The sequence below is a fragment of the Sphingomonas sp. PP-CC-1A-547 genome (assembly GCF_003610375.1).
GTDB lineage: Bacteria > Pseudomonadota > Alphaproteobacteria > Sphingomonadales > Sphingomonadaceae > Sphingomonas.
The window spans coordinates 237,328-256,876 of sequence record NZ_RAPZ01000010.1 but is presented as its reverse complement, the minus strand read 5'-3'; the positions used below and the strand labels follow the sequence as shown (position 1 = coordinate 256,876).

Annotated in this window: 17 protein-coding genes and 2 tRNA genes; 10 read left to right on the top strand and 9 right to left on the bottom strand. The window is 66.6% G+C overall.

From position 1 onward, the window contains the following. Nucleotides 1–62: 62 nt before the first annotated feature. Nucleotides 63–683: a peptidylprolyl isomerase gene (locus C8J39_RS01925; RefSeq protein WP_120299093.1), complete on the top strand. Its 621-nt coding sequence runs from the start codon at nt 63–65 to the stop codon at nt 681–683. 238 nt (nt 684–921) lie between these two features. Here C8J39_RS01925 and C8J39_RS01920 read toward each other — a convergent pair whose 3' ends face one another. Next, nucleotides 922–1,806, bottom strand: coding sequence for a diacylglycerol kinase family protein (locus C8J39_RS01920; protein ID WP_056062698.1), 885 nt, complete (start codon nt 1,804–1,806; stop codon nt 922–924). Nucleotides 1,807–1,897: 91 nt separating this feature from the next. Here C8J39_RS01920 and hemB point away from each other — a divergent pair, with 91 nt between their 5' ends. Genes hemB through C8J39_RS01905 form a run of 3 tightly spaced genes read left to right on the top strand, consistent with a single transcriptional unit; the run spans nt 1,898 to nt 5,659 of the window. Continuing rightward, nucleotides 1,898–2,890, top strand: coding sequence for a porphobilinogen synthase (hemB, locus tag C8J39_RS01915; protein ID WP_120299092.1), 993 nt, complete (start codon nt 1,898–1,900; stop codon nt 2,888–2,890). Beyond that, on the top strand, nt 2,887–3,426 hold the full coding sequence (locus tag C8J39_RS01910) for a GNAT family N-acetyltransferase (protein ID WP_120299091.1): 540 nt from the start codon (nt 2,887–2,889) through the stop codon (nt 3,424–3,426). Before hemB ends, C8J39_RS01910 begins: the two co-directional genes overlap by 4 nt. Next, entirely contained in the window at nt 3,419–5,659 is a 2,241-nt protein-coding gene (locus C8J39_RS01905; protein ID WP_243649688.1) for a fused MFS/spermidine synthase, read from the top strand. Before C8J39_RS01910 ends, C8J39_RS01905 begins: the two co-directional genes overlap by 8 nt. A gap of 41 nt (nt 5,660–5,700) precedes the next feature. Here C8J39_RS01905 and C8J39_RS01900 read toward each other — a convergent pair whose 3' ends face one another. Then, the gene (locus C8J39_RS01900) at nt 5,701–6,210 is read right to left on the bottom strand and encodes a hypothetical protein (RefSeq protein WP_120299090.1); all 510 of its coding nucleotides are present in this window, start codon (nt 6,208–6,210) and stop codon (nt 5,701–5,703) included. A gap of 94 nt (nt 6,211–6,304) precedes the next feature. On the opposite strand from C8J39_RS01900, the gene C8J39_RS01895 reads away from it, so the two are divergent. Continuing rightward, nucleotides 6,305–6,381: transfer RNA gene (locus tag C8J39_RS01895), tRNA-Arg, on the top strand. 50 nt (nt 6,382–6,431) lie between these two features. After that, a tRNA-Arg gene (locus tag C8J39_RS01890) sits at nt 6,432–6,508 on the top strand. A 9-nt stretch (nt 6,509–6,517) separates the two neighbouring features. Here the strand turns inward: C8J39_RS01890 and C8J39_RS01885 are convergent. Beyond that, the gene (locus C8J39_RS01885) at nt 6,518–7,447 is read right to left on the bottom strand and encodes an alpha/beta hydrolase (protein WP_165895103.1); all 930 of its coding nucleotides are present in this window, start codon (nt 7,445–7,447) and stop codon (nt 6,518–6,520) included. Between the two features lie 118 nt (nt 7,448–7,565). Between C8J39_RS01885 and C8J39_RS01880 the strand changes: the two genes are divergently transcribed. Continuing rightward, nucleotides 7,566–8,513, top strand: a complete 948-nt coding sequence (locus C8J39_RS01880; protein ID WP_207896921.1) for an alpha/beta fold hydrolase — start codon at nt 7,566–7,568, stop codon at nt 8,511–8,513. A gap of 254 nt (nt 8,514–8,767) precedes the next feature. On the opposite strand, the gene C8J39_RS01875 is transcribed toward C8J39_RS01880, so the two are convergent. The 5 genes from C8J39_RS01875 to yaaA all read right to left on the bottom strand — a co-directional run bounded on the left by C8J39_RS01875 (nt 8,768) and on the right by yaaA (nt 13,945). Then, on the bottom strand, nt 8,768–9,118 hold the full coding sequence (locus tag C8J39_RS01875) for a DUF952 domain-containing protein (protein ID WP_120299087.1): 351 nt from the start codon (nt 9,116–9,118) through the stop codon (nt 8,768–8,770). Then, on the bottom strand, nt 9,115–11,880 hold the full coding sequence (gene gyrA, locus C8J39_RS01870) for a DNA gyrase subunit A (protein WP_056062720.1): 2,766 nt from the start codon (nt 11,878–11,880) through the stop codon (nt 9,115–9,117). Before gyrA ends, C8J39_RS01875 begins: the two co-directional genes overlap by 4 nt. A gap of 120 nt (nt 11,881–12,000) precedes the next feature. Continuing rightward, nucleotides 12,001–12,285 (bottom strand): hypothetical protein, encoded by a 285-nt coding sequence (locus tag C8J39_RS01865; RefSeq protein ID WP_120299086.1) that lies wholly within the window; start codon nt 12,283–12,285, stop codon nt 12,001–12,003. A 227-nt stretch (nt 12,286–12,512) separates the two neighbouring features. After that, on the bottom strand, nt 12,513–13,199 hold the full coding sequence (locus C8J39_RS01860; protein ID WP_120299085.1) for an SDR family NAD(P)-dependent oxidoreductase: 687 nt from the start codon (nt 13,197–13,199) through the stop codon (nt 12,513–12,515). Continuing rightward, nucleotides 13,196–13,945, bottom strand: a complete 750-nt coding sequence (gene yaaA, locus C8J39_RS01855) for a peroxide stress protein YaaA (protein ID WP_120299084.1) — start codon at nt 13,943–13,945, stop codon at nt 13,196–13,198. Before yaaA ends, C8J39_RS01860 begins: the two co-directional genes overlap by 4 nt. Before the next feature lie 163 nt (nt 13,946–14,108). Here yaaA and C8J39_RS01850 point away from each other — a divergent pair, with 163 nt between their 5' ends. Further along, nucleotides 14,109–15,401 carry a hypothetical protein gene (locus C8J39_RS01850; RefSeq protein WP_120299083.1) on the top strand — a complete coding sequence of 431 codons (1,293 nt, stop codon included), beginning with the start codon at nt 14,109–14,111 and terminating at the stop codon, nt 15,399–15,401. Between the two features lie 221 nt (nt 15,402–15,622). On the opposite strand, the gene C8J39_RS01845 is transcribed toward C8J39_RS01850, so the two are convergent. Beyond that, nucleotides 15,623–16,090 (bottom strand): Lrp/AsnC family transcriptional regulator, encoded by a 468-nt coding sequence (locus C8J39_RS01845; RefSeq protein WP_055880606.1) that lies wholly within the window; start codon nt 16,088–16,090, stop codon nt 15,623–15,625. A 167-nt stretch (nt 16,091–16,257) separates the two neighbouring features. Here C8J39_RS01845 and C8J39_RS01840 point away from each other — a divergent pair, with 167 nt between their 5' ends. Further along, nucleotides 16,258–18,156, top strand: a complete 1,899-nt coding sequence (locus tag C8J39_RS01840) for a HAMP domain-containing sensor histidine kinase (RefSeq protein ID WP_259457488.1) — start codon at nt 16,258–16,260, stop codon at nt 18,154–18,156. After that, on the top strand, nt 18,153–19,136 hold the full coding sequence (locus C8J39_RS01835; protein ID WP_120299082.1) for a polysaccharide deacetylase family protein: 984 nt from the start codon (nt 18,153–18,155) through the stop codon (nt 19,134–19,136). The genes C8J39_RS01840 and C8J39_RS01835 overlap by 4 nt, the downstream gene beginning before the upstream one ends. Nucleotides 19,137–19,549: the final 413 nt, after the last annotated feature.

Below are 19,549 nucleotides of genomic sequence, written 5' to 3'. Positions count from 1 at the left end.
CCGCGCGCAATATCGTGTCGCGGGGCCGCTGACAGAAAGGGGGCGACGCGGTAGCGTGGCGGATGATCTCCAGATTCGTCACGCTCGCTCTTGCCGTCCTCGGCGCCGTTTCCGTCTCGGCGCAGGAGGCTCCGCCGGCGTCGCCGCCTGTTGCTCCGGCGACCGTCTCGATCGTGATGACGACGAGCGAGGGGCCGATCACGCTGGCGCTGGAGAAGGAGCGCGCGCCGCTGACGACCGCGAATTTCCTGCGGTACGTGGATCAGAAACGGCTCGATGGGGTGACGTTCTACCGGGCGATGAAGCTCGGGGCGGACGCGGGGTTGATCCAGGGCGGGCCGCAGGGCGAGGTTAAGCGGCTGTTGCCGCCGATGAAGCATGAGCCGACCAGCCAGACCGGGCTGTCGCACGTCGACGCGACTATTTCGATGGCACGGTTCGCGCCGGGGAGCGCGACGGCGGACTTCTTCATTACCGTCGGGCCGGTGTTGTCGCTCGATGCGAACCCGGCGGGGAACGGGGACACGGCCGGGTTCGCGGCGTTCGGGCATGTGGTGGAGGGGATGGACGTGGTGAAGCGGATTCTTGCTGCGCCGACTTCGCCTACTGCCGGGGTGGGGGTGATGAAGGGGCAGATGATCGCTGCGCCGGTTAAGATTTTGACCGTTCGTCGGGTCAAGTAACGCCACCTCAGCTTCCACCCCGGCGGAGGCCGGGGCCCAATTGGGGAGCGTTGCTAACGTAGGACCGCCAGCAGTTACTCCGGCCTTTCCAATTGGGCCCCGGCCTTCGCCGGGGTGGCGGCTGGTGGGGCGGCCTATCGTGACCCAAATTGTTTCCCCGCGAAGGCGGGGACCCAGTCTGGGCTCCCGCCTTCGCGGGAGAACAAGGAAGCGGGCGGTCCGGCTGGTCGAGCGTGCCTCAGGCGGGCGCCATCACCCGGATGATCCCGGCCGCGACCTTCGCCGTCACCGGGGTCTTCGCCAGTACTTCGCCGTCGATCGAGATCGGCAATGGCGGGATCGTGTTGATCTTCAGGCTCTTCCCCCGGAAATCGCGCACCTTCTCGTGGCGAGATTCCAGCCGGAACACGCTGGCATACCAGTTCTGGACCAGTCGCCGCTTCACATGCCCCATCACCGCCTGCACCACGATCTCGCCCGAGTCGACCGCGGCCGCGTCGACCAGTTCGGTGCCGCCGTGATACGGCCCGTTCGAGATCCGCACCTCGACGACGCGGATCTTCACCGCGGTCGGGCCTTCGCCGACGATCAGCGTGAACGGGCGGAAGCGCATGTATTGATACGTCGCCCACGCCAGATAGCCGACCTTGCCGAAGACCTTCTTGAGGCCGTGCGGCACCGTCTCGGCGATCTTCGGGCTGATCCCCATCGCGGCGCAGTTCGCGAAATAGTCGCCGTCGATCATGCCGAGATCAATCCGCCGCGGCTTGCCGGTGCGGATCACCTCGACCGCGCCCTCGATATTCAGCGGAATGCCTAGCGTGCGCGCGAAACTGTTGGCGGTGCCTAGGGGGAGGACGCCGAGGATCACGTCGTGACCGACCATCAGGTCGACCAATCCGCTGACCGTGCCGTCACCGCCGCCGAGGATCAGCAGATCGGGCTTCTTCGCCAGCGCCCGGAGCACCGTCGCCTCAAGGTCCTTCGGATCCTCGACCGCATGCGCGTCGACCTCATAGGGCAACCCCGACATCGCCGCACAGGCGCGCTTGAACAGCTTCTGGCCCTTGCGCGACTTGGCGTTGACGACGAGCGCCGCGGACGTGATCGTATCGTTCGACATAAGGCCCCCAACGCACGGCATGCGGTTTCGCACCCGTAACGCTTTTGCGTAACGCTTGATCCGTCGCCGCGCATCCCGCAAAGCCCGCCGCATGACCGCAAGCTATCCCGCGCTTCGCCTCCGTCGCACCCGCGCCTCCGCCTGGAGCCGCCGCCTCCATGCCGAGACCGTGCTGACTCCCGCCGACCTGATCTGGCCGCTGTTCGTCGCCGAGGGGGAGGGTGTCGAGCAACCGATCGCCAGCCTGCCGGGCGTGTCGCGCTGGTCGGTCGACGGGATCGTCGCACGCGGTCGCGAGGCGCGCGACCTCGGCATCCCGTGCATCGCGCTGTTCCCGTATACGCAGGTCGAGCGCCGGACCGAGGACGGTAGCGAGGCGCTGAACCCCGACAATCTGATGTGCCAGGCGATCCGCGCGCTGAAGGACGCGGTGCCCGAGGTCGGCGTGCTGACCGACGTCGCGCTCGATCCCTACACGAGCCACGGCCATGACGGGCTGGTCGACGCGGCCGGCTATGTCGTCAACGACACCACCGCAGAGATGCTCGTCGCGCAGGCGCTCAACCAGGCGAACGCCGGCGCCGACATCATCGCGCCGTCGGACATGATGGACGGCCGGATCGGCATGATCCGCAGCGCGCTCGAGGCGGAGTCGCACCACAACGTCCAGATCATGTCCTACGCCGCCAAGTACGCCAGCGCGTTCTACGGTCCGTTCCGTGACGCGGTCGGCTCGCGCGGTCTGCTGAAGGGCGACAAGAAGACGTACCAGATGGACAATGCCAACGCCGAAGAGGCCTTGCGAGAGGTCGCGATGGACCTCGCGGAGGGCGCCGACACGGTGATGGTCAAGCCCGGCCTGCCGTATCTCGACATCATCGTCCGCGTCCGCGAGGCGTTCGAGGTGCCGGTGTTCGCGTACCAGGTGTCGGGCGAATACGCGATGATCGAGCACGCGGTCGCGGCGGGCGCGGCGGAACGCGACGTGATGGTGCTGGAGACGCTGATGTCATTCAAGCGCGCGGGCTGTTCGGGCGTGCTGACGTATCACGCGGCGCATGCGGCGAAATTGCTCGGCGGATGATCGAGACCGAACGGCTGATCTTGCGTGGCTGGCGTGATGACGATGCCGCCTTGCATCATGCGATGTGCGCCGACCCGGCGGTGATGGCGTATCTCGGGCCGGCGCCGACGCCGGCCGAGTCCGCCGCGGTGGTGTCACGCCAGAAGGCGATGTTTGCCGACTACGGCGCGTGCTTCTGGGCGCTCGAACGACGGGATACCGGCGCGTTCATCGGCTGGTGCGGGATCAAGCCCGGCCCGGTCGGTACGCCGATCGAGGGGAAGCCCGAGATCGGCTGGAGTCTCGTCCAGACCGAATGGGGGCGGGGCTATGCGCGGGAGGCAGCGGAGGCTTCCCTCGCCTGGGGGTGGCGTGAGATGGACTTGCCGACGGTCTGGGCGATCACCGTCCCTGCAAACACGGCCAGCCGCGCGCTTATGGAGAGGCTCGGGATGACCCGCGTGGTCGATGGCGATTTTGACCACCCGAAGCTCGCCGAAGATGACCGCCTTCGCCGCCACATCCTCTACCGGATCGACCGTCCCGCCTATGTCTGACACCGATGCGATGGAAGTGCGGCCCCTGATGGCGCGCTGGTGCCGGACGATGTTCGTCGCGACGATCCTGACGGGGTCGTTCCTGCTGTTCCTCGTCCAGCCGATGGTGGCGCGGATGGCGTTGCCGCGGTTGGGTGGCGCGCCGGCGGTGTGGAACTCGGCCATGCTCGTGTATCAGGCGTTGCTGCTCGCGGGCTATGCGTATGCGCATTGGCTCGGGCGAGTGAGGCCGCGCGCGCAGGCGGCGATCCATCTGGGCGTGCTGATCGTTGCGGCGTTGTGGTTGCCGATCGGGTTGATCGCGATGGACCTGCCGGCGGACGCGTTGCCGGCCTTGTGGGTGCCGTGGCTGCTCGGATTGTCGATCGGGCCGTTGTTCTTTGCGGTCTCCGCGCAGGCGCCGCTGATCCAGCGCTGGTTCAGTGCGGCGAGTGGCGGCGGCGATCCCTATGCGCTGTATGCCGCGTCCAATCTCGGCAGTTTCGCGGGGCTGATCGCGTACCCGCTGCTGGTCGAGCCGCTGATGGCGGTGCACGGGCAGAGCCTGTTGTGGAGCGGTGGGTATCTGCTGCTGATCGTGCTGGTGCTCGCCTGCGCCACGCGCCTGCCCAAGACCGCGGCGGTCGATCACGTCGCCGCGACCAGCGCGCCGCCCGGTGCCAGGCGGATCGCGCATTGGATCGCGCTGGCGCTCGTGCCGTCGGGGATGATGCTGGCGACGTCGACCTACATCACCACCGATATCGTCGCGATGCCGCTGCTGTGGGTGATCCCGCTCGGGCTGTACCTGCTGAGCTTCAGCGTGGCGTTCGCGAACGATCGCTGGCTCGCCAACCTGCTCACGCGGATCGCGCCGATCACGATATTGCTGTTTGGTGGCATCATCATGGGCGGGGTCAACGAGCGGCCGTTCTTCAGCGCGGGGATCGCGCTGGTGCTGCTGTTCATGATCTCGGTCGCGCTGCACACTGCTCTGTACCGCAAGCGGCCGGCGCCCGATCGGCTGACCGGCTTCTATCTCGCGATGTCGGCAGGGGGCGCGCTCGGCGGCGTGTTCGCTGCTTTGGTGGCGCCGGTGGTGTTCGACTGGACGTATGAGTATCCGCTGCTGATCCTCGCAGCGGGCGCGCTGGTGCCGCAGATGTATCTGTTCGGGCGATTTCGCGCGCTGTGGATGGGCAAGGGGCCGGCGAGACATGTCGCGTTGCTCGCGATCGTCGTCGCGCTGGTCATCCTTACCGGGTTGCGGATCGGCAATCCCGATGGCGTGTTCGGCGAGGGGCGGCAGGGCCTCGTGTTCCTGGTGATAGCGGCGATCGGATTCGTCGCGATCGGCGCGCGGCGGCCGTACATGGTCGTGCTGGCGGGGGCGCTGGTACTGTTCGGCGGGTATCGGTCGCTCGAGTTCTCACTCGATCCGGGCGCGCGGGTGCGGAGTTATTTCGGCGTCTACACCGTGCGAGACGAGCCGGGGCCGAACGGCGGCACGCGCGAACTCGATCATGGGACGACGGTGCACGGCATCCAGTTGCGCGGTTCGCCTGAGCGCGAGCGGACGCCGACCACCTATTACGCGGCAGGATCCGGCGTCGGGCAGGCGATGCAAGCCGCACCCGCCTTGTACGGGCCGCAGGCGCGGATCGGTGTGGTCGGGCTCGGGACAGGGACGCTCTCCTGCTACGCCCGACCGGGGCAGCGCTGGCGGTTCTACGAGATCGATCCGGCCGTCGTACGGATCGCGCGCGATACCGGGCAGTTCACCTATCTGTCCCGGTGCCTGCCCAAGTCCGAGATCCGGATGGGCGATGCGCGGATCGCGTTGGCGCATGACGAGCCCGACAGCCTCGACCTGCTCGCGCTCGATGCCTTCTCTTCGGATTCGGTGCCGATGCACCTGATGACGCGCGAGGCGTTCGCGACCTATGGCCGGGTGCTATCGCCGCGCGGCCTGTTGCTGGTGCATATCTCCAACCGGTTCATCGATCTCGAGCCGGTGATCGCGGCGGCGGCGCGCGAGGGCGGGTGGACTGCGGTCGAGCTGAAATACCGCCCGTCGAGCGTGCTGGTCGATCGCGCGTCGGCGTCGGACTGGGTGGCGTTGTCGCGCGATCCGCGTGCGATTGCCGCGTTGCGGTCGGGTGACCCGGCGTGGGCGCCGCTGGTGCCGCGCAAGGGCTTCACCGCATGGACCGACGATTATTCGACGATCCTGCCGCTGTTGAAGGGGTTCTAGCGTTCTGATCCTCCCCCTGTCGGGCTAGGATCAGCAGCGGCTCAGGCTGCGGGGAGGCTCGCCTGGATGCGCGTGATCGTCGCGCCTTGGCGATCGTTCTCCGCCTGTGCCTTGTCGCGGATCGTGGCCAGCGCCGGATAGTCGGGCTGCAGCTTGGCGGCGCGGTCGGTGGCGCGTTGTTCGATGTCCGTCACCAGCGCCGACGATTGCGCGCGCCAGTCGTCGAGTCCGGCGAGGGCGGTCTGCGCGGCGAGCCACGCGTCGCTGCCGACTGCGCCGCCGCGTGCGGTGCGCGCGAGGGCCTCGGTCTTGGCCGCGTCGCGCGTGAAGCCAGTGGCGATAACGTCGAGCTTGCCCGATATCGTCCGGATATCCGCATCGAGCGCGGGATCGGGCGCGGCCACCGCGGTCTTTACCTCGGGCTCGGCGAATCCGAGCTTCTCGACCGGGCGCAGGCCGAGCGACGGATAGGCGGTGGTATCCTTGCTGCACGCGGACGCTGCGAGCAGGGCGAAGAGCGACAGCGAGCGGAGCGGAGCGGCGAGTTTCATGCCCACCGCTCTATGCGTCCGCGCCGCCCGACACAACTTTATCGCGGCAAACCCTTGCGCCCCCGAAAATGCCTGCTATCAGCGCCCCTCCAGTGCACCCATAGCTCAGCTGGATAGAGCATCAGACTACGAATCTGAGGGTCGGGCGTTCGAATCGCTCTGGGTGCACCAGGATTTTCCGCTTCACGGCGGGCTTGTCGAACCGGTCACGGGACGGCTATGCACCCATAGCTCAGCTGGATAGAGCATCAGACTACGAATCTGAGGGTCGGGCGTTCGAATCGCTCTGGGTGCACCATTTTTCCTATCATCGGGCGTCGAGCCAGCGGGCGATGCGATCGAGCAGCCGGTCGGTCGCGTCCAGCCTTCCGCCCATTTGCAGGAACGCGTGGATCATGCCGTCGAACCGGTCGTGGTCGACGGTGACACCCGCATCGCGCAGGCGCTGGCCATAGGCTTCGCCCTCGTCGCGTAACGGGTCGTTCTCGCAGGTTATCAGCAGCGTCGGGGGCAGGGCGGCGAGGTCGTCTGCCAGGATGGGTGACGCGCGCGGATCGGTGTGGTCTGCGTCCGAGGCCAGGTACAGGTCGATCTGCTGTTCCAGCGACTTCGCATCGATGATGTTGCCGTCTTCGCTTTGGCGCGACGGGTAGGCGGTATCGCGGCGCAGGTCGGTGTTCGGGTAGAGCAGGATCTGGCCGTGTAGCGCTGGTCCGCCTTCGGACGCTGCGCGGGAGGCGAGGGCGGTCGCGAGCGTACCGCCAATACTGTCCCCGGAGACGACGATCCGAGACAGGTCGATATCTAGAGCGCCGGCTTGCGCGACGAGGCCTTGCAACGCCGTCCAGCTATCGTCGAGTTGCGCGGGGAAGCGGTGTTCGGGCGCGAGGCGATAGGCGGGCGCGGCGACCAGCCAGCCGGTCCGGTTCGCGAGCGCGCGCAACGCCGGGTCGTGTCCGTCGATCGACCCGGCGATCGCGCCGCCGCCGTGGATGTGCAACAGGAGCGGCAACGGGCCGGGTTTGGGACGATAGAGCCGGACGGTCAGCGGTCCGGACTCGGACGGCAGCAGGATGTGTGTGATCGCGTGGACCGGTTCCGGATCGCCGGAGAAGGTCTTCAGCAGCGCGGTCTGATAGCGGAAGTCGGCCAGCCACCGCACGTCGTCGGCGTGCGGATCGGCGTTGGGGGCGAGTGTCTGTATCGTGTCGAGTATCGTTCGAGCCTGTGGATCCACCGGCGCATCTCCTTCGCGGGTCGGACGTTTGGTGACCACGACGGGTTCCATGCGCGGGCGGCTGCGACTTTGGACAAGGCCGGGCGTTCAGCGCACTAAGGATTTGAAGGAGATGGCTATGAAGCGGACGGGCAAGCGATTGATCGGCGGGGCGCTGCTGGCGGCGGTATCGGGGATCGGGCTGTCGCTCTATTCGAGCCGCGTCGCGCGGCTTGCCGAGGACCTGGTGCCGGCGGAAGGGCGTTTTCTCGACGTCGCGGGCGCTCGACTGCATTATATCGACGTCGGCAGCGGGCCGGCGATCGTCATGGTTCACGGGCTCGCCGGGCAGTTGCGCAACTTCAGCTATGCGCTCGTCGACCTGCTGAAGGACGACTACCGCGTGATCGTCGTCGATCGGCCGGGGTCGGGTTATTCGACCGCGACGGGGGCGATGCCGGGGATCATCGGGCAGGGCGCGATCATCGCCGACTTCATCCAGAAGCTCGGGCTGGATCGGCCGTTGCTGGTCGGGCATTCGCTGGGCGGTGCGCTGAGCCTCGCGGTTGGACTCGACCATCCGCATCTGGTCCGCGCGCTCGCCCTGATCGCACCGCTGACGCAGCCGCTGGAGCAGGTGCCGGAGAGTTTCCGCGGGCTTGCGCGGATCCCGTCGGGTGCGCGGCTGGCGTTTGCGCAGGTGCTGGGGACGCCGCTCAGCCGGTTGACCGCGAAGAAGACGCTGGAAGGCGTGTTCGCGCCCGAGGCTGTGCCGGAGGATTTCATAACGCGGGGCGGCGGCGCGTTGTCCGCGAGGCCGATCGCGATTGCGGCGGCGGCGGCGGATCTTGCCGGGGCGAACGACGATGTGACGGCGATGGTCGGGCGGTATGCGGAGATCGGCCTGCCGGTGCGGATATTGTTCGGGCGGCAGGATGCTATTCTGGATCCAGCCTGGAATGGGCACCGGACTGCGGCGGTGATTCCGGGGGCTAAGATCGACACGATCGAGGGCGGGCACATGATCCCGATTACGGCGCCGGAGGCTTGTGCGCGGTTTGTAAGGGCTGCGTTTGCGGCTGGGTGAGGGATTATTCCAGTAGTTTGTCCACCCCGGCGAAGGCCGGGGCCCAATTGGAAAGGTCGGCGTAACTGAGGGCCGCGCTCCGTTAGCTACCTTCCCCAATTGGGCCCCGGCCTTCGCCGGGGTGGTGGCAGCATGGTCGGAAACGACATGGTCTAATCGACCGATGTTCCCTGCTACCTTGTTCTCCCGCGAAGGCGGGAGCCCAGTCTGGGCTCCCGCCTTCGCGGGAGAACAAGCTTGCGTTTGAGTACCGGTCAACCCGCGACGGGGAGCTTCACCTTGCCGACTTCGTCGCGTTCCAGGGGGCCGTAGGACAGTACGACCTCTAACAACAACGGGCCCCCATAGATGTGCGGGAACAGCTGTCCCCCGCGCGACTCTTCCCACTTCACGTCGTCGCCGAGCGCTTCCAGATCGATCGCAGCCACATGCAGGTCCGACTGGCCAGCGAAGTGCCTGTCCACCGTCTCCGTCAGCTGCTCCGCGGTCGACAGGTGGATATAGCCATCGGCCACATCCACCGGCGCCCCCGCAAAGCTCCCGCTCTCCAAGGTCGCCAACTGCTCCCCCGTCAGCACTTTATAGGCGATCGGATCGCGGCTCATTCGCCGTCCTCCGGGCCTGCTGCGTCGTCCTCGCCGATCGTCGCGCCGGTATCCGGAGCGACCTCGGGCACGGCGTCCGCCAGGTTGATCTCGGCGTCTTCCTCGGTTTCCTCGATCCGTGCGGCGGAGACGACATGCTCGCCCTTCGCCACGTCGAACAGCTTCACGCCCGCCGAGTTGCGGCTGATGACGCGGAGCGACGCGAGCGTCGTGCGGATCAGTTTCGCCTGGTTGGTCACCAGCATCAGCTGATGGCCCTTCGCTGCGGCGAAGCTCGCCACGACTGGGCCGTTGCGCGCGATGTTGTCGATGTTGGTGATGCCCTGGCCACCGCGACCCGTGCGGCGGTAATCATAGGCGCTCGACAGCTTGCCATAGCCGTTCTCGCAGACCGTCAGGATGAACTGCTCGCGGTCCTTGAGATCGTTGTAGCGGTCGGCGCCCATGCCGTGATCGCCCTCGCGCTCGCCCTTCCACGGTGCGAACTTGAGATACGTCTCGCGCTCCTCGGGGGTCGCGCCGACACGGTGCAGGACCGACAGCGAGATCACCTCGTCGTCGCCCTTGAGCGTGACGCCGCGGACGCCGGTCGACGTCCGGCTCTGGAACTCGCGGACGTCGTCGCCGGCAAAGCGGATCGCCTTGCCGAGCTTGGTCGCGAGCAGCACGTCGTCATGCTCGCTGAGCAGCGCGACGCCGATCAGCTTGTCCTCGGACCCTTCTTCGAAGCGCATCGCGATCTTGCCGTTCGACGGTACGTTGGTGAACGCGTCCATCGCGTTGCGGCGCACGAGTCCGCGCTGCGTCGCGAACATCACGTGCAGGCGACTCCACTCGCTGAGATCCTCCGGCAGCGGAAGCACGGTCGAGATCGTCTCGCCCGGCGCCAGCGGTAGCAGGTTGATCATCGGCCGACCACGCGTGGCAGGACCACCCTCGGGCAGGCGCCAGACCTTGTAGCGATAGACCTTGCCGAGGTTCGAGAAGAACAGCACCGGGGTGTGCGTCGAGGTGACGAACAGCTCGGTGACGACGTCCTCGTCCTTCGTCGACATGCCCGCGCGACCCTTGCCGCCACGCGCCTGCGCGCGGAACGTGTCGAGGCTCGTGCGCTTGATATAGCCCTGCATGGTCACGGTGACGACCATGTCCTCCCGCTCGATCAGGTCCTCGTCGTCGATGCCGTTGGCGGCGGCGGCGATTTCGGAACGGCGCGGGGTGGCGAATTCGTCGCGGATCGCGATCAGCTCGCCGCGCATGACTTCGTACAGCTTCGCACGGTCGCCGAGGATGTGGAGCAGCTCGCCGATCGTCGCGGCGAGTGCCTTCAGCTCGTCGCCGATCTCGTCGCGGCCGAGCAATGTCAGGCGGTGCAGGCGGAGATCGAGGATCGCGCGGACCTGCGGCTCGGACAGCTTGTAGATGCCGTCGGCCTGCTTGTCCTCGACCGCCTCGACCAGCGCGATGTACGGCGCGATCTCCTCGACCGGCCATTCGCGCGCGAGCAGCTTGCCACGTGCTTCGGCGGGGCTGGACGACCCGCGGATGATCTTGACGACTTCGTCGAGGTTGGTGACCGCGATGACGAGGCCGAGCAACAGATGCGCGCGCTCTCTAGCCTTGGCGAGTTCGAACTTGGATCGCCGCGTGATGACCTGCTCGCGGAACGTGATGAACGCGCCGATGATGTCACGCAGGTTCAGCAGTTCGGGACGGCCGCCGCGGATCGCGAGCATGTTGGCGGGGAAGCTCGACTGCGCGGGCGTGTGCCGCCAGAGCTGGTTGAGCACCACGTCGACGGTCGCGTCGCGCTTCAGGTCGATGACGATGCGCACGCCCATGCGGCTCGATTCGTCGCGGATGTCGCTGACGCCTTCGATCCTTTTGTCCTTGGCGGCTTCGGCGATCTTCTCGACCAGGCCGTTCTTGCCGGTCTGGAACGGGATCTCGGTGAGCACGATCGAGCGACGGTCACCCTTGCCCTCCTCGACGATGTGGCGCGAGCGGACGATGATCGAACCGCGGCCGGTCTCGTAGGCGGACTTGGCGCCTGCACGGCCGAGGATGATCGCGCCGGTCGGGAAGTCGGGACCGGGGACGATCTCGAACAGTTCCTCGGTCGTGATCGCGCCATTGTCCATGTACGCGAGGCACGCGGCGATGACTTCGCCCAGATTGTGCGGCGGAATGTTGGTCGCCATGCCGACCGCAATGCCGCCCGCGCCGTTGACCAGCAGGTTCGGGAAGCGCGCCGGCAGCACCGAAGGCTCGCGCTCCGAGCCATCATAGTTGGGCGTGAAGTCGACCGTGTCCTTGTCGAGATCGCCGAGCAGCGCGTTCGCCACCTTGCCGAGACGCGCCTCGGTGTAACGCATCGCCGCGGGTGGATCGGGATCCATCGAGCCGAAGTTACCCTGGCCGTCGATCAGCGGCACGCGCATCGACCAGTCCTGGGTCATGCGGGCCAAAGCGTCGTAGATCGAGCTGTCGCCGTGCGGATGGTATTTACCCATCACGTCACCGACGATGCGCGCCGACTTGCGGTAGGGCTTGCCGGCGACGAAGCCGCTTTCGTGCGCGCCGTACAGGATGCGGCGATGTACGGGCTTCAGGCCATCGCGGACGTCGGGCAGCGCGCGCGCGACGATGACGCTCATCGCATAGTCAAGGTAGCTCGACTTCATCTCGTCGACGATCGAGATCGTGGCGATGCCGGCGGGCTCGCCGCCCTGGGGTTCGGCGAGTATGGTCTCGTCGGTCAAATCTGAACGCTTTCGGCTTGTTGCGGTATGATGACATACCTTAGCCGAGGGGGGGGCACCTTACTACCCCCGCGCACGCGTACGCACGCGAGGGAGCAAGGTTTCATCGTTAATTACGGGTTATTTGCAGGCGGTCTTGGTCTTGTTGCCTGCGAGCGAGCAATTGTAGGTGACGGACTTGCCGTTCGCGAGTTTGGCGGTGACCATGCGGCCCTTGGTGGCGGTGGTCGTGCGCTTGGCGACCTTGGTGTTGCCCATCGGCGTGGTGGTCTTGGTCGTGGTGGTGTGCGTCGCGACGGTCTTCGGCTGGACGGTCTTGGTCTGAGCCTGGGTCGCGGCGACGGCTGCGGTGCCGGACAGCAGCGTAGCGCCGGCGAGGATCGCGAGGGGGAGGGACTTCTTCATGCGGGTATCCTCTCGTTTCGGCCTTGGTGGACGATGCAGGGAGACTGCGCCGGGGGACCTGAACAGAGTGTGGCGGCGAGGTGAAATCCGCGTCATGCGCGGGACTGCTTTTCACCCCTCCCTGGAAGGGAGGGGCAGGGGGTGGGTAGGCTTCCGCATTGGCTAGCGGTCGTGGTCTGCAACCGGCCGACCCACCCCCAACCCCTCCCTTTCAGGGAGGGGAGCAGTCAGGGCGTGACCTCGACGCCATCCCAGGCGAACAGCTTCCCGCTGTCGGGTGCGCGCAGGCCGTCGATGACGTCGAGCAACTGCACCGCGGCACGGTCGGCCTTGAACAGGTTGCCGGGGGTGACGTTGCCCTGGAACGGCTTCGACAGGCCGGTGTCGACCGTCCCCGGATGCAGGCCGACGACGATCCCACTCGAATTACGCCGTTTGTCCTCGATCGAGATCGTCTTGACCAACTGGTTCAGCGCCGCCTTCGACGCACGATAGCCGTACCAGCCACCGAGCTTGTTATCGCCGATGCTGCCGACCCGCGCCGACAGCACGGCGAACACGATCCGCCCCGCTTTCGGCATCGTCGGCAGGAAGTGCTTGGCCACCAGTGCCGGCCCAATCGCATTGATCGCAAAGTTGCGCGCCATCCACACCGGGTCGAGCTCGCGCATCGCCTTCTCGGGACCCTTGTCGCCGTCGTGCAACAGACCGGTCGCGACGATCACCAGCGTCGGCGACCCGACCAGCACAGCCGCCGCCGCAATGCTCGCCTCGTCCTCCAGATCGAGATGCCGATCGCCGTTCTCCGACCGCGCGAACCCGTAGACCTTATCGAACGCCCCTTCCTCGATCAGCGCCTCTTCCAGCGCCTTGCCGATCCCGCCCGACACACCGATGACGACCGCGCTGCTCACTTGCGGACGAACCGGAACTGCGCGTCGCTGCTGCCCGCCGCGTCATACGCATAGCCGTCGCTGTCGAACCCCTTGATCCCTTCGATCGTGTCGACCCGGTGCTCGACCAGCCACCGCGCGACCATGCCGCGGGCCTTCTTTGCGTGGAAGCTGACGAACTTCTGCGCCTCGCCCTCGCGGAAATCGATCGCAACGACGCGGATCGACTTGGGCAGCTTCCCATCCGCCGCCGCCCAATATTCCTGGCTCGCGAGGTTGAGGATCGTCCCCGACCCCTCCGCCTCGACATCTTCCGCAAGCAGCTTGGCGATCCGGTCCCCCCACCAGTCGGTCAGCTTCGTCTTCCGCGGCGCCCAGCGCGTGCCCATTTCCAGCCGGTAGGGCCGCATCAGGTCGAGCGGCCGCAGCAAGCCGTACAGCCCCGACAACATCCGCACGTGATCCTGCGCGTAATCGACCGCCGCCTCGTCGAGCGTCTTCGCCTCGAGCCCGGTATAGACGTCGCCGGCGAACGCGAACATCGCCGGCCGCTCGGGCAACGTGTCGAAATCGCGGAACCGGTCCGCGTTCAGCTTCGCCAGCGCCGGCGAGATATGCATCAGCTCGGACAGCTTCTTCTGCGTCAGGTGCGCGGCGGCATGCGCCAGCGTCTTCGCCTCGTCGGCGAACCGCGGCGTGGTCGGGTCGAGCTTGGGTAGCGCGCTCTCGTAATCGAGCGTCTTGGCGGGCGATAGGACAGCGATCATCGTCGCGATCTAGCGTTGGCGGGGAGCGCGTTCAATCGACGTTCACCCGCTAATTTGCAGGCAGGGGATCCGGACCGCTTGCTTGAACGTATGCACCACGGACCATATAGCGTCGCGGCGCGCCACTTACGTAAGCGGGCCGACGCAGAGGGAGAGTTTCCGCATGAAGACCATTTCCAAGCTTGCACTGATTGCGGCGTTTGCCACCGGCACGAGCGGCCTCGCGCTGTCGGCGCCTGCGTTCGCCAAGGACAAGAAGGCCGAAGAGGCACCGGCAATGAAGCTGAGCCCCGAAGTCCAGAAGCCTGGCATTGCCGCGCAGACCGCACTGACCGCCAAGGATTACGCCGGCGCGCAGACCGCGATCGACCAGATCGATGCCGCCGCCAAGACCGACTACGAGAAGTATATCGGCGCCGCGCTCCGCTATCAGCTCGAGAACGAGAAGCTGGTTGCCGCGCAGACCGCCAACCCGAACGCGCCGATGAACGAGACGACGCTGGCAAAGCCGCTCGACGCGCTGATCGCCAACCCGGCGACGCCAGCTGCCGATCGTGGTCGCTACGCCTATCGCCGTGGTGCGCTCGCGTTCAACGGCAAGCAGTACCCGATCGCGCTCCAGTATTTCGCCAAGGCGAAGGAGCTCGGCTACAACGATCCGAACCTGCCGCTGCAGGTCATCAAGGCGAAGATGGACAGCGGCGACGTCGCCGGTGCGACCGCCGACCTGGACTCGAGCATCGCGCAGATGACGGCATCGGGCCAGAAGGCGCCGGAGGAATATTACCGGTACGCGATCGCCAAGTCCTACGCTGCCAAGCGCAACGCCGACACGATGGCGTGGCTGAAAAAGTGGATCACGGCATACCCGTCGGCAAAGAACTGGCGTGACGTGCTGATCCTGTCGGGCATCCAGGCGAACGCCCTGATCCCGCTCGACGAAGCGCAGAAGGTCGACGTGTTCCGCCTGATGCGTGCGACCAATTCGCTCGCCGATCAGACCGACTATCTCCAGTATGCCGACAGCGTGAACCGTCGCGGCTTGCCGAGCGAAGCGCAGGCGGTGATCAAGGAAGGTCTTGCGTCGGGCAAGATCCCGGCGTCGAACACGATGGCCAAGGGCCTGCTGGCGGACGCGAGCAAGAACATCGCCAACGACGGTCCGTTGTCGGGCCTCGAGAAGCGTGCTTCGGCCGCGCCCAACGGCAAGCTCGCCGCAGGTACGGCCGATGCCTATCTGGGGCAGAACAACTATGCGAAGTCGATCGAGCTGTATCGCCTGGCGCTGACCAAGGGCGGCGTCGATGCCGACGACGTCAACCTGCATATGGGCATCGCGCTCGCCCGGTCGGGCGACAAGGCTGGCGCAGCGACGGCGTTCTCCGCGGTCAAGGCTTCGCCGAAGGCGGACGTTGCTGGCCTGTGGACGACCTGGCTCGGCGCACCGGCGGCTTAAGCCACGGCGTCTTGAACAAGGAAACGGGGTGGCAGAAATGCCGCCCCGTTTTCGTTTTGGGGTAAGGGCGGCCAAGCGCGGCGTCCGAACTCCCCTCCCTGAAAGGGAGGGGCAGGGGGTGGGTTGGCCTGCTGGTGTCTCAAAGGTCTGAACCCAGCGGAACCCGACCCACCCCCAACCCCTCCCTTCCAGGGAGGGGCGAAGGCTAAAAAGTCAGAAGACTAGTCGACCACCACCGGGATGCCTGACAGCGCCTTCGCCGTCCGGATCGTCAGCGACGTCTTCACGCTTGCCACGTTCGGCGCCGGCGTCAGGTGCGTCGTCAGGATTTCCTGGAAACTCTTCAGGTCGGCGGCGACGATCTTCAGGATGAAGTCAATCTCGCCGTTGAGCATGTGGCATTCGCGGATTTCGGGAATGTCGGCAATGTGATGCTCGAACGCGGCAAGGTCATGCTCGGCCTGGCTGCGTAGCGAAACCATCGCGAACACGGTGATCGGGAAGCCCAGGCGGCTGGCATCGAGATCGGCGTGATAGCCACGAATGGCACCCGCTTCCTCGAGTGCGCGGACACGGCGGAGGCACGGCGGCGCAGTGAGCCCCACCTGGTCGGCCAGGTCGACATTGGTCATCCGACCGTCGGCCTGCAACAGCGACAGGATCTGCCGATCGATCCGGTCAAAACTCATTACACGCAACTCCTGATGGGCATCGCAAACCAAGCGATTCATTCTTCATAGCGATAAGATTGTTGCGGCGAAACGCAATTGTCCCACAGTGCGACGAAGGCCATTGCCTACCGAAATGGGTTGTTCCTTCGCATCGCCGCGCGCGTTAAGGAATCGGTACGGAGAGCGTGCTAAGCCCGCTGAAGCCGGGGAACGATGTGCGGTTCGACGATAGCCTGAAGACGATCCTTGCCGCCGACATGGCCACCGATTTCGGTGCGCAATCGGCGTGGCGGCAACTGGTCGACCTGATGGGACGCGGTCGTGCGGTCGTCGACGAGCCGGCGATCGCGCGGTTGCGGCTGTTACGCCAGGCGGTGCCGGTCGAGGTCCGGGCTGCGAGTGCGCGGGCGCTGGCGTTTGCCAAGCCCGATGCGCGACTCGTCGGGTTCTTCGCGGAGGACGTTCTGGCGATCGCCGCACCGGTGTTGCGGACGGCGACGCTGGAGCCGGACGACTGGCTCGCGCTTCTCCCGCGACTGACGCCGCCCAGCCGATCCGTGCTGCGCCATCGTCGCGATCTGCCCGCCGAGGTCCAGCGTGGGTTGCAGAGCTTCGGTCCGACCGACTTCGTGCTGCCGCAACCCGAAGCGCCGATCGAGATGGCCGAGGCGGAACCGGTCGCGCCCGAGCCCATCGCGCCCGAGCCGATCGCTCTCGAACCGGCGCCGATCGAAAAAGCGCCAGTCCGCGATGAACCGGTCGCGAAGCTTCCGGAACCGGCTCCCACCGACATTCCCGAGCTGTCCCAATACGCCGCGCCGCTGAGCGAAACTCCGTTCATGGCGCTCGGCGCGGTCGCACGCGGGCTGCCGTTCGTCGCCGAGGCGTTTCGCCACGCCAAGCTAGCCGAGACCGAGCCTCCCGTTCCGGCACCCGAGGATGCAGCCCCGGCGGATCGGTTCGAGATTTCCGACCTCGTCGCGCGTATCGAAGCGTTCAATCGCGACCGCACGGTCGACGCCGCTGCGCCAGCACCCGCGGCCGCCGAAATCGAGGGCTTCCGCTTCGAGACCGATGCGCAAGGCATCATCCGGATGGTCGACGGCGTCGCGCGCTCGGCGCTGGTCGGCGTGTCGCTCGCCTATGCGGCGCAACAGGGGGAGGCGCATCTCGACGGAGTAGCAGCAGGCGCGTTCCGCCGACGCTCGCGGTTCAGCGATGCGCGGCTCGAAGTGGGCGGCCTGTCCGATGCGTTCGGATCGTGGCGGCTGTCGGGCGTACCGGCGTTCGAACATGCGTCGGGTCGCTTCATCGGCTTCCGCGGAACGGGGCGTCGCCCTCGTCGCGACGAGACGGCCGAGCCGGTTCGCGTCTCGTCACCAGTGTCCGACTCGCTCCGCCAGCTCGTTCATGAACTGCGCACGCCCACCAATGCGATCGCCGGGTTCGCGGAGCTGATCGAGACGCAGTTGCTGGGTCCGGTATCGCCGACCTACCGCGACCGTGCGACCACGATCCGCACGCAGGCGGGCGACCTGCTCGCGGCGATCGACGATCTCGATACTGCCGCGCGGATCGAAGGGCGTGCGCTCGACCTGCGCCCGACGACGGTGCCGGTTCGTGCGTTGCTCGACCGGGTCGCCCGCGATCTTCAGCCGCTCGCGACCTTGAGGGGCACGAGCCTGGGCGTAGCGATGCCGGCGGGCGACTGCGACATCCTCGGCGACGATCGTGCGGTCGAGCGGTTGATCGGCCGGTTGCTCGCCGCGCTGGTTTCGGCAGGGCGGAAGGGCGAGCAGCTCGGCGTGGTCGTGCGGCCGGTCGCCGATACCGTGACGATCGAGTTCGACCGACCCGCCGCGCTCGCCGCGCATGCCACCGATGTCCTGCTGAGCATCGATGCCGAACATGAGAGTGACGGCGATGGCGCGCCCTTGCTTGGGACCGGGTTCGCGTTGCGGCTGGCACAGAACCTTGCGGTCGAACTGGGGGGCGTGCTGACGATCGGAGCCGACCGCCTGACCCTTCAGCTTCCGGCTGCTGATACTGTCGATGCGGAGCGGACCGCCGACGAACAGCGGTGACGTATCGCCCCCCGCGCCCGACCGACGCACAACGCGTGGTATGGCCCGAGGAATTCGGCACGCGCTTCACCGTCTTCGCGGACGTCGAAGAGGAATTCGACTGGAACGCCCCGCTGGATCGCCGCAACCGCGCGACGACTGCGATGGGGGCCTTTCCAGAGGCGCATCGCCGGTTCGCCGAACGGGGCGTCGCGTTGGCCTGCATGGTCGACTATCCGGTCGCTACCGATCCGGCGGCCGTCGCGATCTTGTCGCGTGTCGTCGAAGACGGACGGTCGGAGATCGGCACACAGCTCCATGCCTGGGTCAATCCGCCGTTCCCGGACAGCGCGCCGCCGGGATCGAGTTACGCCGGCAACCTGCCGCGCGCATCGGAGGCCGCCAAGCTCGAAACGCTTACCCGGGCCATTACGACCGCGTTCGGTAAGGCCCCCCGCGCTTACCGGGCTGGCCGCTACGGTATCGGTCCGAACAGTTTCGCGCTGCTCGCCGGGCTCGGTTATCGGATCGATAGCTCGGTTCGTCCCGGCTATGATTACAGTGCTGACGGAGGTCCCGACTTCTCGGTGGCCGACGCCGGCGCGTATCGCGCAGAGGGGATCGTCGAGTTGCCGCTGACCACGGTCTTCACGGGCGGCGTACGGCGGGGTGGCGCGCAGTTGTACCAGGCACTCGGACGCATTCCAAAGGGCAGGGGCCTCTTCGCACGCGCGCACCTGCTGTCCAGGATCGCGCTCACCCCCGAGGATATGCCGATCGCTGATGCTCTGGAGGCCGTTGCGGTGGCGGTTGGCGAAGGGCTGCGGTTGCTCAACCTGTCCTTCCACTCGCCGTCCTTGGTCCCGGGTCACACGCCTTACGTTCGTGATGCGGCGGACTTGAAGCGCTTTCATGCATGGTGGACCGCGATGCTGGACGAGTTCGACCGCCGCGGGATCCGCAACGCCTCGCTTGAAGAAATCATCGCGGCGTTGGGGTAAGGCGTCGATTGTTTCCCCGCGAAGGCGGGGACCCAGACTGGGCTCCCGCCTTCGCGGGAGAACAAGAAACGGCCGCGCCGCTGCGGCTTTGGCGCGCTTTCGTATCTGGCGGGAACATCACGTTCGACAAGTTCGACCGCCGTGGCATGTGCAATAGCCACACTGCGCGCCAACTCCAACAGACTCCCCTCCCTGGAAGGGAGGGGCAGGGGGTGGGTCGTTTTCCGCACTTTCAACCGTCGGGGCTCAAGCTGGCCGACCCACCCCCGACCCCTCCCTTCCAGGGAGGGGAGATCGTTGGGGTTTGGGGTTGGTTGCAGCTCTCACCCTGGCGTCATCACGCTGTACCCCAAAACCAGAAAGGGCGGCCCGTTGCCGGACCGCCCTCTTGGTAAGCAATACTGAAAGCGAGA